Genomic DNA, 15,624 nt, shown 5'->3' with positions numbered 1-15,624 from the left:
AATATCCAGAAGTTACGCAAGGGCCTTACGCGTTTAGCCGGCTTGCCGCCATTATTCGGGCGCGGTTGCCATTTGCAATCGCCAAAACCCCTCTTACATAGGTGCTGACGGGGCCGATACGCGGCCCGGCAGAAAGCCCGCCGAAACGGGGGCAAACAGGTGTTAAATGACGACAATCGTGACTATTCGCAAGGACGGCAAGGTCGTGATGGCTGGCGATGGCCAGGTCAGCCTTGGCCAGACCGTAATGAAGGGCAATGCGCGCAAGGTTCGCCGCATCGGCAAGGGCGATGTCATCGCCGGTTTCGCCGGCGCGACTGCCGATGCCTTCACGCTGCTCGAACGGCTTGAAAAGAAGCTCGAACAATATCCCGGCCAACTGATGCGCGCCGCCGTCGAGCTCGCCAAGGACTGGCGCACCGATAAATATCTGCGCAATCTCGAAGCCATGATGCTGGTTGCCGACAAGAACATAACGCTCGCCATCACCGGCAACGGCGATGTGCTTGAGCCCGAACACGGCGCCATGGCAATCGGCTCCGGCGGCAATTTCGCGCTCGCTGCTGCCCGTGCGCTGATGGATAGCGACAAATCGGCTGAAGACGTCGCCCGCCGGGCCCTCGATATCGCCGCCGACATTTGCGTCTACACGAACCACAATGTGGTCGTCGAAACGCTCGATGCCGAAGCCCAATAAGTTCCTCTCTTGATAGTTTCCAGCCCTGATAGGGAACATACGAAATGACCACTTTTTCCCCCCGCGAGATCGTTTCCGAGCTCGATCGCTATATTGTCGGCCAGCATGAGGCCAAGCGCGCCGTGGCGATTGCGCTGCGCAACCGCTGGCGTCGCCAGCAGCTCGAGCCCGAGCTGCGCGACGAAGTCATGCCCAAGAACATTTTGATGATCGGCCCGACCGGCGTCGGCAAGACGGAAATCTCCCGCCGCCTTGCCAAGCTTGCCGGCGCCCCCTTCATCAAGGTCGAAGCCACCAAGTTCACCGAGGTCGGCTATGTCGGCCGCGATGTCGAGCAGATCGTCCGCGATCTCGTCGAAGTCGGCATCGGTTTGGTGCGCGAAAAGAAGCGCGCCGAGGTGCAAGCCAAGGCGCATATGAGCGCCGAAGAGCGCGTGCTCGATGCGCTGGTTGGCGCCACCGCCTCGCCGGCAACGCGCGACAGCTTCCGCAAGAAGCTGCGCGACGGCCAGCTTGACGACAAGGAAATTGATATCGAGGTGGCCGATACCGGCTCCGGCATGCCCGGCGGCTTCGAAATTCCCGGCATGCCCGGCGCCAATATCGGCGTGCTCAATCTCTCCGAAATGTTCGGCAAGGCCATGGGCGGCCGCACGAAGAAGGTGCGCACGACGGTCAAGGATTCCTACAAGGAGCTGATCCGCGACGAGTCCGACAAGCTGATCGACAATGAGGCTATCCAGCGTGAAGCCGTGCAATCCGCCGAAAATGACGGCATCGTCTTCCTCGACGAGATCGACAAGATCGCCGCCCGCGATGGCGGCATGGGTGCCGGCGTCTCCCGCGAAGGCGTGCAGCGCGACCTGCTGCCGCTGGTCGAAGGCACGACGGTGTCGACCAAGTATGGTCCGGTGAAGACAGATCATATCCTCTTCATCGCCTCCGGTGCCTTTCATGTCTCGAAGCCTTCGGATCTTCTGCCGGAGTTGCAGGGCCGCCTGCCGATCCGCGTCGAGCTCCGGCCGCTGACCAAGGAAGACTTCCGCCGCATCCTCACCGAGCCGCAGGCTAGCCTCATCCGCCAGTACAAGGCACTGATGGAAACGGAAGACCTGAAGCTCGACTTCACGGATGACGCGATCGACGCTCTCGCCGATGTCGCCGTGCATCTGAATTCGACCGTCGAGAATATTGGCGCCCGCCGCCTGCAGACGGTCATGGAGCGGGTGCTCGACGAGATCTCCTACAACGCCTCGGATCGCGCCGGGGTATCGATAACCATCGATGCCGCCTATGTCCGCGAGCATGTCGGTGACCTCGCCACCAACACCGATCTGTCCCGCTTCATTCTGTAAGCGGGCCGGCAGAAGCGATTTAAGACAGTAAACACTCGACAGCGGGCCGTTAACTTTTTAGTTAGGGGCCCGTTTCTTTGTGTCGCGTGGCTTTATTCGGCCAAGATTATCCGTCAGGCAACCGCACGGAAACATCGGTTTAAACTTCGACAGGACAGCCATCTTGCGACGGATACTGATCACTCTTCTTCTGGCAGTTGTCAGCCTTTCCTGGATACCAGCCTATGCGGAGGCGGCGACCGCGGTGCCCCCGGGCAATCGCAATGCCGAGCAGCCGCCGGTTCCCGGCGCTTCGGTCCGGCGGACCCGCGGCACGAATTCGAGCTTTGAGCGCAAGTATCAGAAAGTCCGCGAATTGCTGGCGACCGATACCAAACTGATGGCAAAGATCAAGTCGACAGCGCGGGCCTATGGTATCGAGCCCATCCACATCATCGGCGCGCTCGTCGGCGAGCATACCTACAATGTCGATGCTTATGATGGCCTGCAGTCCTATTACGTCAAGGCTGCCTCCTATGCCGGCCAGAGCTTCCGCTTCGCCTATAATGGCGAAAACGTCGATGATTTCGTTGCGCGGCCGCAATTCGATGCCTGCAAGGGCAAGAGCGATTCCTACAGCCTCTGGACCTGCCGTGAGGATGTTTGGGAAGATGACTTCCGCGGCAAGACCGTCGGCGGCACATCCTATCCCGACAATCGTTTCAGCGCGGTCTTCTTCCAGCCCTTCTATGCCGGTCAGACTTTCGGCCTCGGCCAGGTCAATCCGCTGACGGCCCTTGAGCTATCGGATCTCGTCAGCCGCACCTCGGGCATCCCGAAGCTCAGCGAGAAGGATGCGGGCGGCGTCTACAAGGCGATCATGGACCCGGACCTGTCGCTGGCCTTCGTCGCGGCCTCGATCCGCAAGTCGATCGATGACTACCGCTCGATCGCCGGCATGGATATATCAGGCAATCCCGGCATCACCGCGACACTCTACAACCTCGGCAACTCCCGCAAGCGCGCCGCAGCCCTCGCTGCCAAGAACCGCGGCTCTTCGCAGCCGGTCTGGCCGGAAGAAAATTACTATGGCTGGCTCATCAATGATAAGCTGAGCGACCTGAAGTCGCTTTTGTAAGCACTGAGCGCGACGTTTTATCGTCTGGAATTAGCAGGTGGCGTTCCCCATATCGGACGGGTGCGCAGCTCCGGCTGCTTTAGGTCGAGCAATGTTCGGTTTCGAGGAGAGTTGATCCATGGATATGATTCCGGAAGCCTTCTCTCCGCCGGCGCCGATCCCGCGTACCATTCCGCCGTCGCGATGGACGATCATCAAAACCATCCTGCGCAATCCGCTCGAACTCTGGGGCGAGCCTTCCTATACGCTGCCCTGGATCAAGACCAAGTTCTTCAACGAGCGGACGCTCATCGTCAACGATCCCGGCCTGATCAAGCATGTTCTGGTCGATAATGCCGCTAATTATCGCATGGCCGATATCCGCCAGCTCGTGCTCCGGCCGATCCTGCGCGATGGCCTGCTGACGGCGGAAGGGCCGGTCTGGAAGCGCTCGCGCAAGGCTGTGGCACCGGTGTTCACGCCACGTCACGCGCAGGGCTTCGCCGGCCAGATGCTGAGCCAGAGCCTGGAATATCTGCAGAAATACGAGGACATCGGCGCGGAGGGCGCCGTGTTCGATATTGCCACCGACATGACCGAATTGACCTTCGCCATCCTGGCAGAGACCTTGTTTTCCGGCGAGATCGTCACCGAAGGCGAGCATTTCGCCGATGAGGTCAATGAGCTCCTGCATCGCATGGGCCGGGTCGATCCGATGGATCTTTTGCGCGCCCCTGCCTGGGTGCCGCGCATCACCCGCATCGGCGGCCAGCGCGTGCTCGACAAGTTCCGCGGCATCGTCCGCACCACCATGGATCAGCGGCTGGACAAGATGCGCCGGGATCGCGCCAGCGCGCCGGATGATTTTCTGACGCTGCTGCTCGAAAAGGCCGGTCCGGATGGACTGACCATGGAGGAGATCGAGGACAATATCCTCACTTTCATCGGCGCAGGCCACGAGACAACAGCCCGTGCCCTTGCCTGGACGCTCTATTGCGTCGCCAATAGCCCGCATATTCGCGATGACATGGAAGAGGAAATCGACCGCGTGCTGGCAACCGATGCCGAGCCGGTCGCCTGGCTCGACCTGATGCCGAACGTCCGCGCCGCCTTCGAGGAGGCGATGCGCCTCTATCCGCCGGCACCGTCGATCAATCGCGCCGCGATCGCCGATGACGAATGGGTGAGCGACAAGGGCGAGCGCGTGACGATGGAGAAGGGAATCACCGTCCTCATCATGCCCTGGACGCTGCATCGCCACGAACTCTACTGGGAAAAGCCGCGCGCCTTCATGCCGGAGCGATTTCTTCCCGAGAACCGGGCCAAGATCAACCGCTTCCAGTATCTGCCTTTCGGCGCCGGTCCGCGCGTCTGCATCGGCGCCACTTTCGCGCTTCAGGAGGCCGTCATCGCCCTTGCCGTCATGATGCGTCGCTTCCGCTTCGACCTGACTGATGAGACTGATCCCTGGCCGGTGCAGAAGCTCACGACTCAGCCGCGCGGCGGATTGCCGATGCGGGTGACGAGACGATAGGACTGTTTTTGCCGCTTGCCAGCTAGCGGCCCGGCCCGGAAGGGTGCAATAACGGCATCGCAGTGCATTCAAGGCTGGATATTGTCGTGACATCTCACTTCCTGCTCGGCATCGATACGGGTGGAACCTACACCGATGCCGTTCTCTTCCATGAAACCGAGGGCGTGGTCGCCAAGGCGAAATCGCTGACGACGCGGCATGATCTGGCCGTCGGCATTGCCGGCGCCGTCGATGCCGTCATCGCCAAGGCCGATATTCCCGTTTCGGCCATCGGCCTCGTATCGCTGTCGACGACGCTTGCCACCAACGCGCTTGTCGAAGGGCAGGGCGGCCGGGCCGGTCTCATCATGATCGGTTTCGGCCCCGAGGATCTCAAGCGTGATGGCCTTGCGGAAGCGTTGGGCTCCGATCCTGTGCTGTTCCTCCCCGGCGGCCACAATGTTCACGGCAATGAAAACCCGCTCGATCTGACGGCGCTGCGCGATGCGTTACCCGATTTGGCGAAGTCGGTGTCGTCCTTTGCCGTCGCCGGCTATTTCGCCGTGCGGAATCCGGCTCATGAAATCAGGGTGCGCGATTGCATCCGCGAGATCTCGCATCTGCCGGTCACCTGTAGCCATGAACTCTCTTCCAAATTGGGTGGACCGCGCCGCGCCCTGACGACGCTGCTCAATGCGCGCCTCGTCTCGATGATCGATCGTCTCGTCGGTGCTTGCGAAGGGTTTTTGGCGACGCGCGGCATTGCCGCGCCGATGATGGTGGTGCGCGGCGATGGCGCCTTGATTTCGGCCGATGAAGCCAAGCTCCGCCCGATCGAGACGATCCTCTCGGGTCCGGCGGCAAGCCTCGTCGGCGCGCGCTATCTCACCGGCCTCGACAATGCCGTCGTTTCCGACATCGGCGGCACCACCACGGATGTCGCCGTCATGGAGGATGGCAGGCCGCGTCTGGATGCCGATGGTGCCGTGGTCGGAGGCTATCGCACCATGGTGGAGGCCGTTGCCATGCGCACTTATGGCCTTGGCGGCGATTCCGAAGTGAAGATCAACGACCGCGGCCTCGTCGCCGCTTTCGAACTCGGTCCGCGCCGCTTGTTGCCGCTGAGCCTCGCCGCTCACATACATGGCGATGCTGTCTTGAATGTCCTGGAGCAGCAGCTGCGGGCGACGCATCTCGCCCGCAATGCCGGCCGCTTTGCGCTGCGCACCGGCGTGCCGGATCATCTGGCAAGCGGCCTCAGCAGCCCGGAGCAGGCGTTGTTCGATCGAATCGGCAGCGTGCCCGTGGCGCTCGACAAGCTCCTGACGATGACGTCGCAGAAGGCGACTTTGGATCGGCTTGTCGCGCGAGGCCTCGTGCATCTGAGCGGCCTGACGCCTTCCGACGCCATGCACGTGCTCGGCGGGCAAAACCAGTGGAATGCAGAGGCCGCCCGCCTTGGGCTCGCTCTGGCGATGCGGCTGAAGGATGGTTCGGGACGTCTCATCGCCGAATCTGTCGAGGAATTGGCGCAGAAGATCGTCGATCGCCTCACCCGCCAGTCGGCCGATGTCATTCTCGCCGCCTGCCTTGCTGAAGATGGCGTGGCCGATCTGGATCCCGCGAAATCCATCTCCATCGATCGCGCCCTTCGCCGTGCGCCGGGGATCGCCCGTTTTGCCGTTTCGCTCGATCGACCGCTGGTCGGGCTCGGCGCTTCCGCTCCGGTCTATTATCCTGCGATCGCGAAGATGCTGGCGACCGAGAGCGCCATTCCTGGTGATTCGGATGTGGCCAATGCCGTCGGTGCAGTCGTCGGCCAGGTCCGCACCAGCGTCACCGTTTTCGTCACCATGCCGGAGGATGGCATCTATGTGCTGAACGGCGCCGGCGAGAGCCTGCGTTTCACCGACGAGAGCCGCAGTTTCGCCGACGCCCGCGCGCGGGCGGTCGAAGCTGCAATGGCACAGGCAAAGCTCAATGGCGCGGTCGATCTCGTCGTGGCAGTGGACGAGCAGGTGGATGCGCCGGAGGTCGAAGGCAGTCGCAAGCTGATCGAGGCCCGGTTCGTGGCGACCGCTACGGGCCGTCCCCGTATCGCCGCGGACTAATTATTTCCCGAGTGGCATAAATCTTTCGAACCATTGCCAAATTGACAGAAGTGAAACCGTGAGCAAAGTGGCAACATGTAAAAATTGAGCCGTGGAACGGCCTTGAGGAGTATATGGCATGAGCCGCATTGAAAAACACGGGCTTCAGATCGAACAGGTCCTCTACGATTTCCTCGTCAAGGAGGCGCTGCCCGGTTCCGGCGTGGATGCGGAGGCCTTCTTCGCCGGCTTTTCCAAGATCGTCCACGATCTCGCGCCAAGGAACCGTGAGCTTCTCGCCAAGCGCGACCGCATGCAGGCAGCACTTGACGATTGGTATCGCAAGAACGGCGCCCCCGTCGATCTCGCCGCCTACGAAGCTTTCCTGCGCGAGATCGGCTACATCGTGCCCGAAGGCCCGGCCTTCGCGATCTCGACCGCCAATGTCGACCCGGAAATCTCAGAGATCGCCGGTCCGCAGCTCGTCGTTCCCGTCATGAATGCCCGCTATGCCCTGAACGCGGCCAATGCCCGCTGGGGGTCGCTTTACGACGCGCTCTACGGCACCGATGCCATTCCCGAGACCGATGGCGCGGAAAAGGGCAGGGGTTATAACCCCAAGCGCGGCGAGAAGGTCATCGCCTGGGTTCGTGATTTTCTGGATTCCACCGTGCCGCTTGATGGTACCAGCTGGAAGGATGTCACCGGCCTTGCCGTAAAGGATGGCGCCTTAGCGGTTACGACCAACGGCGGCGCTGTAAAGCTGGCCGATAGCGGCCATTTCGCCGGCTATCTGGGCGATGCCGCTGCCCCCACCCATATCCTGCTGAAGCAGAACGGCATCCATATCGAAATCGTCATCGACACGGGCACGGCCATTGGCAAGTCCGATCCGGCGGGCATTTCCGATGTCCGCCTGGAATCGGCAATCACGACGATCATGGACTGCGAGGATTCGATCGCAGCCGTCGATGCCGAAGACAAGGCGGAGGTTTATCGCAACTGGCTCGGCCTGATGAAGGGCGACCTGACAGAGGAAGTCGTCAAGGGTGACAAGACCTTCACGCGCCGGCTGAACCCCGATCTCGCCTATACCGCGCCGGATGGCAGCACCTTCGACCTGCATTGCCGCTCTCTGATGCTGGTCCGCAATGTCGGCCACCTGATGACCAATCCAGCCATCCTCGACCGCGACGGCAACGAGGTGCCGGAGGGCATCATGGATGCCGTTATCACCGGCCTGATCGCACTCTACGACATCGGCCCGAATGGCCGCCGCAAGAATTCCCGCACCGGCTCGATGTATGTCGTCAAGCCAAAGATGCACGGCCCCGAAGAGGTCGCCTTCGCAGCCGATATCTTTACGCGCGTCGAAGACCTGCTCGGCATGCCCAGGAACACCATGAAGATGGGCATCATGGACGAGGAGCGCCGCACGACGGTCAACCTTAAGGAAGCCATCCGCGCCGCCCGCGAACGCGTCGTCTTCATCAATACCGGCTTCCTCGATCGCACCGGCGACGAGATCCATAGCTCGATGGAAGCCGGTCCGATGATCCGCAAGGGCGATATGAAGCAGGCTGCCTGGATCGGCGCCTATGAGAACTGGAATGTCGATATCGGCCTGGAATGCGGCCTTTCCGGCCATGCCCAGATCGGCAAGGGCATGTGGGCGATGCCGGACCTGATGGCCGCCATGCTCGAGCAGAAGATCGCCCATCCCAAGGCCGGCGCCAACACCGCCTGGGTGCCGTCCCCGACAGCAGCGACGCTGCACGCCACCCACTACCACCGCGTCAATGTCGCCGATGTCCAGAAGAGCCTGAAGAGCCGCGCCCGCGCCAAGCTGTCAGACATCCTCTCCGTGCCGGTCGCCTCGCGGCCGAACTGGACGCCGGAGGAAATCCAGCGCGAGATCGACAACAACAGCCAGGGCATTCTCGGCTATGTCGTGCGCTGGGTGGATCAGGGCGTCGGCTGCTCCAAGGTGCCTGACATCAACAATGTCGGCTTGATGGAGGATAGAGCCACCCTGCGTATCTCGGCGCAGCATATGGCGAACTGGCTGCATCACAAGGTCATCAGCGAAGCGCAGATTGTCGAAACGATGAAGCGTATGGCCGCCGTGGTTGACCAGCAGAATGCCGACGATCCCAATTACATCCCCATGTCCGGCAATTTCGACGACTCCGTCGCCTTCCAGGCAGCGCTCGATCTCGTCCTCAAAGGACGCCAGCAGCCGAACGGCTATACCGAACCGGTCCTGCATCGCCGCCGCATCGAGCTGAAGGCAAAGCAGGCGGGTTGATCCCTTCTCTCGATCAGAGGCCACCTCGATCCTTCGAGGTCTTGTCGTCTGCGCTGACGCTTCGACGGCAAGACGCCTCCGGATGAGGGCAGATGGGACGCTTAGATATCCTGAGTCCCTCAAACAAAAAGGCCGCCGGATACCGATCCGGCGCCTTTTTCAATCCGAATATCCAGTGATTACTGGATCACGACAACCTTGGTGCTGCGGCCCGGAAGAACGCGGCTGTACAGATCGATCACGTCCTGATTGATCAGGCGGATGCAGCCAGAGGAGGCGGCGGTGCCGATCGAAGCCCATTCCGGCGTGCCGTGCAGGCGGAACAGGGTATCCTGGCCCTTTTCATTATAGAGATACATGGCGCGCGCGCCGAGCGGGTTGGAAAGGCCCGGGTTCATGCCGCCATCGACATACTTGGCGATTTCCGGACGGCGGACAGCCATTTCCTTCGGCGGATGCCAATTCGGCCATTCCTGCTTCCAGGCTACGTATGCAGTGCCGGACCAGGAGAAGCCCTGCTTGCCGACGCCGATGCCGTAGCGCATCGCTTCGCCATTGCCGAGGATGTAGTAGAGGTGACGCTCGCGCGTGTTGACGATGATCGTGCCTTCGGCCTCATCCGTCTTGTATTCGACGATCTGACGGCGGAACTGCGGCTTCACCTTCTGGATCGGGATCGCCGGCAGCTGAAAGCCATTGTCGGTCGTCACACCATAATCGCCATCGAACGTCTTGATGGTCTCGGTAGCCGAATTTGCGGTAGCGGCCGGCGCTGCTGCGGCGGTGGTGGCATAGCCAGCCGATGCGAGCATTGCGACAAGGCCGAGTGCGGTCATAGCATTACGGATGCGCATGGAAGTCTCTTGAATTTTCGTGGCGGGAAACGGATGGCTATCAACCATCTTTGTCTAAAGTTTATTTTCCATTAAACTTGGCTTTGCAAGCTGCTCTGGCCCTACAAAAATAGCGCCGGCGCGCAAATTAGAAGGACATGGTTTTTTTGCAACAACGCCAGGCCTGTCTCCGAGACAATTCATGACGATTTTGAACGTTTACAATAACAATCCGTTAATAGATGGCCGGCAGTCGGAACGGGCCATGCTTGTACGCAAGGGCGTGCAACTATTACTGCACGACATGCGTCAGGCCGTGCTACCCGAGCTGCCGCTCGCCAGCGGCCGCCGCGCCGATCTCATCAGCCTTTCGGAAAAGGGCGAGATCTGGATCATCGAGATCAAGACCTCGATCGAGGATTTCCGCGTTGACCGCAAATGGCCCGAATACCGGCAGCATTGCGACCGGATGTTCTTCGCGACGCACAAGGACGTGCCCCTGGATATCTTCCCGGAAGATTGCGGGCTGTTTCTGTCAGATGGTTATGGCGCCCATATGATCCGCGAGGCGCCGGAGCATCGCCTGCCGCCGGCGACGCGCAAGTCGGTAACGCTCAACTTCTCCCGCGCTGCCGCCCAGCGCCTAATGCTGGCCGAGTGGGCAACGGGTAAAGATTTTGCCTTCTCCCCTCGGGGCGAAGGTGCCCGAAGGGCGGATGAAGGGGATGGGGAGCTTTAGCTTCGAGTGGTTTTTGCAACTCGCACTTACAGCGTCCTTCTCCCGAGGCAAAGTATGCTCTATTTCGGCGCCCGCTTGGCAAGGATGCGCTGCAAGGTGCGGCGATGCATGTTTAGCCGGCGAGCCGTCTCGGAGACATTGCGCTCACACATTTCATAGACGCGCTGAATATGCTCCCAGCGCACGCGGTCCGCCGACATCGGATTTTCGGGCACTTCAGCCTTCTCGCCGGGGCGCTGCGTCAGCGCGGCATAGACGTCGTCGGCATCGGCGGGCTTGGCGAGATAGTCGAGCGCGCCGAGCTTGACGGCGGTGACCGCCGTCGCGATGTTGCCATAGCCCGTCAGCACCACGATATGCGTGTCGTCCCGCCGTTGGCGGATGGCTTCGATCACGTCGAGCCCGTTGCCGTCGCCGAGGCGAAGGTCGACCACGGCATATTTCGGCGGGGTCGCCTTGGATTTGGCAACGCCTTCCGCGACGGATTCCGCCGTCTCGACTGCAAAGCCGCGTGTCTCCATTGCCCGCGCCAGCCGGCGCAGAAAGGGGCCGTCGTCATCGACGATCAGCAATGTAGCATCCGGGCCGATATGGGCCTCGGCATCCTTGGCCCCTGCTTGCGGGGCCACGCTTTCCTTATCCGTCATTTTATCTTCTATCCCGGCGACCATCCGCCTGCATATTCAACCAATTTTGACGATGGCAGTTTTAAGCCGCGAAAATCATTTTGTCGAATTACTGTCGATTAACACGCGCGGCCATTCGACGCGGACGCGCGCTCCCGGCGTCTCCGCATCGCGATTGCCGAAGGAAAGGGTAGCACCCGAGCGCTCGAGCAGCGTCTTGGCGATGAAGAGCCCCAGCCCGAGCCCGCCTGCCGTGTCGTCGCGCTGGCGTGAGGTGACATAGGGTTCGCCGATCCGTGCCAGTATTTCCGGTGAGTACCCGCCGCCATCGTCCTCGATGATAATAGTTAGAGTTTCGGCGGTGTATTCCACCGTGACGGTCACAGTCTTGCGGGCGTAGTCGACCGCATTTTCGATGAGGTTGCCGAGGCCGTACATGATGCCGGCATTGCGTGACAGAACAGGTTCGCCCGCCCGCGGGCTCTTCTCGATGAATTCCAGGTTGATTCCGAATTCGCGGTGCGGCGCGATAACCTCTTCCATCATCGAAGACAGCGTCAGCCGCCGCATATGCGCTTCGTCCTCGGAGGAGAGCGTCGTCAGGCGTCGCAGGATATCGCGGCAGCGCTCGCTCTGGCTGCGCAGCAGTGCCACATCCTCCCGAAACCGATCGTCTTCCCGGAGTTCCCGCTCCATCTCCTTGGCGACGACGCTGATCGTCGCAAGCGGCGTACCGAGCTCGTGCGCCGCGGCCGCCGCCAACCCATCCAGCTGCGACAGGTGCTTTTCCCGCTGCAGCACCAGCTCCGTCGCTGAAAGAGCATCCGCAAGCTGCGAGGCCTCCATGGAGACGCGATAGGCATAAAAGGCGGCAAACGCCATGGTGGAGGCAATTGAGCACCACACGCCCAGCTGCATGACGCTATGCACGCTGACCGAAACGCCTTCATACCAAGGCAAGGGGAAGGGAGAGAATGCCAGAGCGGTAATGCAGATCATCGCAAGTCCGATGAGCGGCATGCTGTAGCGGATCGGCTGCGAGGCAAAGGAAATGATGACGGGCACGCAGACCAGCGCCGAGAAAGGGTTGGAAAGCCCACCGGTGATTAAGAGCAGCCCGCAGAGCTGCAGCAGATCGAGGCTGAGCAGCGCGAAGGCGGCCGGCGGTTCCAGCCGGTGCGTCGGCGGGTAGCGTAGCGTCAGGAAGAAGTTGATCCAGGCAAGGCAGGCAATCAGCACGCAGCATGGCAGGAGCGGCATCGGAAATTTCAGCCAGAAGGCGACGATCATGACCGTCACCGTCTGACCGCCGACTGCAAGCCAGCGCAGGCGTACCAGCGTCTGCAGTCTCAGCCGCCGGCTGGTATGATGGCCCTCCTGCGCCTTCATTTCGGCTTCGGAGAGTTTTTCCAGTCCCCGGAAGAAGCGTGCCATCATCAGGTCCCTCTCGGCTTGGCGCGTGTTGTCGGCAAGGCCTCGGCCGGATCTTCCGGCCAGGGATGCCTCGGGTAGCGGCCGCGCATGTCTGCGCGCACATCCTTCCAGGATCCGGCCCAGAAGCCCGGCAGGTCGCGCGTCGTCTGGATCGGGCGATGTGCGGGCGATGTCAATTCCAGCACCAGCGGCAATCTGCCGCCGCCGATGGCCGGATGCTGTTTCAGCCCGAACAGCTCCTGCACGCGAATGGTCAACAGCGGCTCTTCGCCGTCATATTGTATGGGATGGCGCTGGCCGGTGGGTGCCTCGAAATGCGTCGGCGCCATCCGGGAGAGATCGCGCTGCAACTCATGCGGCACCAGCGACATCAGCCCATTGGAAAGTCCGCCGGCCGAAATATCGGAGAGGCCGCGCGCATCGCTTTGAAACGGAGTGAACCATTCATCGAGCCTCGCGAGTAGCGCCTCCTCGCTCATATCGGGCCAGGGCTCGCCGATCGTCCTGTATAAGAAGCCGATCCTGTCCCGCAGCTGCATCGCTTCCTTGGAGAAAGGCAGGACGTCAATGCCGAGTTCGCGAATACCTTCGGTCAGCGCTTTCGCCGCCTGTTCACCGGAGGGGCGGGGCAGGGGCGTTTCCTCGAAGATGATGGCGCCGAGCCTTGTCGCCCGCCGCGCCCGCACCTGTCGGCTCGCTCTATCGAAAAAGCTTTGATCTTCGGTGCGGATCTCGCCCGGCAAATGCTCTTCGACATCGGCGCGGGAAATCTCCGCCGCCGCCAGTATGCGCGCCTGCGCCGCACGTCCGGTCAAGTCGGCAATGACAAGCATCTGCGCGCCGGCAAGCCGCTCGGTTTCCGGCAGCTCCGCGCCGCGCCCATTGGCCATGACGAAACGTCCTCGCCCGCCGCGCTGCAGCGCGATCCGATCGGGAAAGGCATGCAGCAGCAGCGTGCCGGCAAGCGGAGGAGTAGAAGCGGCAAAGCCGCCATTGCCGCCGGCAGCCTGAGCAAGGCGCCCGGCCAGCCGCCGCGCCGCCTCGGCCCGCTCGCCCTTCTCCGTCTTGAAGCGCCGCAAACGATCTTCCAGATCGATGCTCTGGCCGCCAAGCCCTTGTTCCGTCAGCAGCACAGCAAGCAGCGCCGCCTCCCGCGCCTGGCCGAATTCGCCAGCGGAAATCACCATGGCCGCCAGTCGCGGAGGTAGGGCGAGCTCGCGCATCAGCCGGCCGCGCGCCGTCAGCCCGTTTTCCGCATCGAGCGCTCCCAGCTGCCGCAGCAAGGCCCGCGCCTCGGCGAGCGTGGTCGCAGGCGGCTGATCGACGAAGGCAAGCGTTGCCGGATCCTGCACGCCCCAATGGGCGAGATCGAGCGCTAGGCCTGAAAGGTGGCTGGAAAGGATTTGCGGCGGCGTAAAGGCCGGAAGCGCCGCGGTCTGCCCCGGATGCCAGAGCCGGATGGCAATGCCCGGCTCGGTTCGCCCGGCACGGCCGGCGCGCTGATCGGCCGAAGCACGCGACACACGCACCGTTTCCAGCCGCGTGATGCCAGTGGAAGCCTCGAAAACAGGTAGGCGCTGTAATCCGCTGTCGATGACGATGCGCACGCCATCGATGGTGATGGAGGTTTCGGCGATCGAGGTCGCCAGTACGATCTTGCGTGTGCCCGGCGCGGCCGGCTTTATCGCCGCGTCCTGCTCCTTTTGGCTGAGATTGCCGTAGAGCGGCCCAATCACCGTCTCCGGCCCGAACCGGCCTTCGAGCCGCTCCACCGTGCGGGTGATTTCCGCCTGACCGGGCAGGAAGGCGAGGATGGAACCTTGTTCGCTCGCATGCGCGTTGAGGATCGCCCGCGTCACCGTATCCTCGATCCGCTCTCCCGCTGGCCGATCCTGATGGCGGATATCGATCGGAAAGCTGCGGCCCATGCTTTCAATCACAGGCGGATGGTCGAGGAGTGCTGCGACGCGCTCCACATCGAGCGTTGCAGACATAACAAGGATGCGCAGATCGTCGCGCAATGCCGATTGCACGTCGAGCGCCAGCGCCAGGCCGAAATCCGCATCCAGCGAGCGCTCGTGGAATTCGTCGAAGATGACGGTGGAGATGCCTGACAGTTCGGGATCGTCGAGGATCATCCGCGCGAAGACACCCTCCGTCACCACCTCAATACGGGTCTTGGAGGAGATGCGGTTGTCGAGTCGCATGCGATAGCCGACTGTATCGCCGACCTGTTCGCCAAGTAGCGAGGCCATGCGGGCAGCAGCGGCTCTTGCCGCCAGCCGCCGTGGTTCCAGAAGAATGATCCTGCCATCGCCGCGCCAGGCTTGCCCTAAGAGATAAAGCGGCACCAGCGTCGTCTTGCCGGCGCCGGGCGGCGCGGAGAGTACCGCGCGCCGCTCTCCACTGAGCGCGGCGCCAATATCGGCAAGCACATGCGAGACCGGCAGCTCCGGCAATGAAGGCACTCTATATGTCACGCCGGCTGGCTCCACATATGTCTATGGGCGAAAGCTGGAGTTTGCGGGTTCGACGCGGCGCGCGCCGCCTTTTATCGAGAGGCACCGTGTCTGCTCCCTTCAATCTCTCGATGTCTATTAGGTCCTGGGTGTTCGGCTGGCAATGAGAGCGGATCCAATGCTTGCAACAGGGCGCAAGCAGCCCTTTGGGAGTGGCTATCTGGACGATTCCGGCAGGCGGCGTAAAATGAATCCTGAAATCGCGACTAATCGCGAAAAAATCTCCCGGATTTCAACGGCATTTACAAAACCCCGTTTAAAATCAATCCCTTACAAAAATGTCAGAATTTTTACAGTATGAGTGTTGACTTGGTTCGGAGGTAGGGTCTATAAGCCCGATCACTGACGAGGGCGGCGGCGCTGCTGGCGACGAAGTCCTTCGCTCTAGTGTTTCCTGGATTGGCTGCGATGCTG

11 protein-coding genes are annotated in these 15,624 nt (G+C 61.7%); 7 read left to right on the top strand and 4 right to left on the bottom strand.

Annotated elements, in window-relative coordinates; all coding sequences use genetic code 11:
- The first annotated feature begins 166 nt into the window (after window positions 1–166).
- From hslV to FHT85_RS24815, 6 genes are all read left to right on the top strand, one after another.
- Entirely contained in the window at window positions 167–697 is a 531-nt protein-coding gene (gene hslV, locus FHT85_RS24840) for an ATP-dependent protease subunit HslV (protein ID WP_112338568.1), read from the top strand.
- 44 nt (window positions 698–741) lie between these two features.
- Window positions 742–2,052: an ATP-dependent protease ATPase subunit HslU gene (gene hslU / locus FHT85_RS24835; RefSeq protein WP_075853300.1), complete on the top strand. Its 1,311-nt coding sequence runs from the start codon at window positions 742–744 to the stop codon at window positions 2,050–2,052.
- Window positions 2,053–2,215: 163 nt separating this feature from the next.
- Window positions 2,216–3,169 (top strand): DUF1402 family protein, encoded by a 954-nt coding sequence (locus tag FHT85_RS24830; RefSeq protein ID WP_112400218.1) that lies wholly within the window; start codon window positions 2,216–2,218, stop codon window positions 3,167–3,169.
- A 118-nt stretch (window positions 3,170–3,287) separates the two neighbouring features.
- Window positions 3,288–4,682: a cytochrome P450 gene (locus FHT85_RS24825; RefSeq protein WP_112413170.1), complete on the top strand. Its 1,395-nt coding sequence runs from the start codon at window positions 3,288–3,290 to the stop codon at window positions 4,680–4,682.
- A gap of 86 nt (window positions 4,683–4,768) precedes the next feature.
- Window positions 4,769–6,772: a hydantoinase/oxoprolinase N-terminal domain-containing protein gene (locus FHT85_RS24820; protein ID WP_112413179.1), complete on the top strand. Its 2,004-nt coding sequence runs from the start codon at window positions 4,769–4,771 to the stop codon at window positions 6,770–6,772.
- 118 nt (window positions 6,773–6,890) lie between these two features.
- Window positions 6,891–9,059, top strand: a complete 2,169-nt coding sequence (locus FHT85_RS24815; RefSeq protein ID WP_112413169.1) for a malate synthase G — start codon at window positions 6,891–6,893, stop codon at window positions 9,057–9,059.
- A 179-nt stretch (window positions 9,060–9,238) separates the two neighbouring features.
- Here FHT85_RS24815 and FHT85_RS24810 read toward each other — a convergent pair whose 3' ends face one another.
- Window positions 9,239–9,913: a L,D-transpeptidase gene (locus tag FHT85_RS24810; RefSeq protein ID WP_112338657.1), complete on the bottom strand. Its 675-nt coding sequence runs from the start codon at window positions 9,911–9,913 to the stop codon at window positions 9,239–9,241.
- Between the two features lie 181 nt (window positions 9,914–10,094).
- Here FHT85_RS24810 and FHT85_RS24805 point away from each other — a divergent pair, with 181 nt between their 5' ends.
- On the top strand, window positions 10,095–10,631 hold the full coding sequence (locus FHT85_RS24805; protein WP_112413168.1) for an MmcB family DNA repair protein: 537 nt from the start codon (window positions 10,095–10,097) through the stop codon (window positions 10,629–10,631).
- A 59-nt stretch (window positions 10,632–10,690) separates the two neighbouring features.
- Here FHT85_RS24805 and FHT85_RS24800 read toward each other — a convergent pair whose 3' ends face one another.
- From FHT85_RS24800 to hrpB, 3 genes are all read right to left on the bottom strand, one after another.
- Window positions 10,691–11,278, bottom strand: a complete 588-nt coding sequence (locus FHT85_RS24800; protein WP_015338224.1) for an ActR/PrrA/RegA family redox response regulator transcription factor — start codon at window positions 11,276–11,278, stop codon at window positions 10,691–10,693.
- 75 nt (window positions 11,279–11,353) lie between these two features.
- On the bottom strand, window positions 11,354–12,646 hold the full coding sequence (locus FHT85_RS24795) for an ActS/PrrB/RegB family redox-sensitive histidine kinase (RefSeq protein ID WP_183774371.1): 1,293 nt from the start codon (window positions 12,644–12,646) through the stop codon (window positions 11,354–11,356).
- Between the two features lie 47 nt (window positions 12,647–12,693).
- Window positions 12,694–15,159: an ATP-dependent helicase HrpB gene (gene hrpB, locus FHT85_RS24790; RefSeq protein WP_112413167.1), complete on the bottom strand. Its 2,466-nt coding sequence runs from the start codon at window positions 15,157–15,159 to the stop codon at window positions 12,694–12,696.
- Window positions 15,160–15,624 lie beyond the last annotated feature (465 nt).

It is taken from the genome of Rhizobium sp. BK312 (genome assembly GCF_014193605.1).
In the GTDB taxonomy this organism is placed as follows: Bacteria; Pseudomonadota; Alphaproteobacteria; order Rhizobiales; family Rhizobiaceae; genus Rhizobium.
The sequence above is the reverse complement of the archived record's forward strand: the minus strand, read 5'-3'. Positions and strand labels throughout refer to the sequence as shown.

Coding starts and splice junctions, on each gene's coding strand:
- FHT85_RS24815 (WP_112413169.1), top strand. CDS start 6,891: ATGAGCCGCATTGAAAAACACGGGCTTCAGATCGAACAGGTCCTCTAC.
- hslU (WP_075853300.1), top strand. CDS start 742: ATGACCACTTTTTCCCCCCGCGAGATCGTTTCCGAGCTCGATCGCTAT.
- FHT85_RS24810 (WP_112338657.1), bottom strand. CDS start 9,913: ATGCGCATCCGTAATGCTATGACCGCACTCGGCCTTGTCGCAATGCTC.
- hslV (WP_112338568.1), top strand. CDS start 167: ATGACGACAATCGTGACTATTCGCAAGGACGGCAAGGTCGTGATGGCT.
- FHT85_RS24795 (WP_183774371.1), bottom strand. CDS start 12,646: ATGAAGGCGCAGGAGGGCCATCATACCAGCCGGCGGCTGAGACTGCAG.
- FHT85_RS24825 (WP_112413170.1), top strand. CDS start 3,288: ATGGATATGATTCCGGAAGCCTTCTCTCCGCCGGCGCCGATCCCGCGT.
- FHT85_RS24800 (WP_015338224.1), bottom strand. CDS start 11,278: ATGACGGATAAGGAAAGCGTGGCCCCGCAAGCAGGGGCCAAGGATGCC.
- FHT85_RS24805 (WP_112413168.1), top strand. CDS start 10,095: ATGACGATTTTGAACGTTTACAATAACAATCCGTTAATAGATGGCCGG.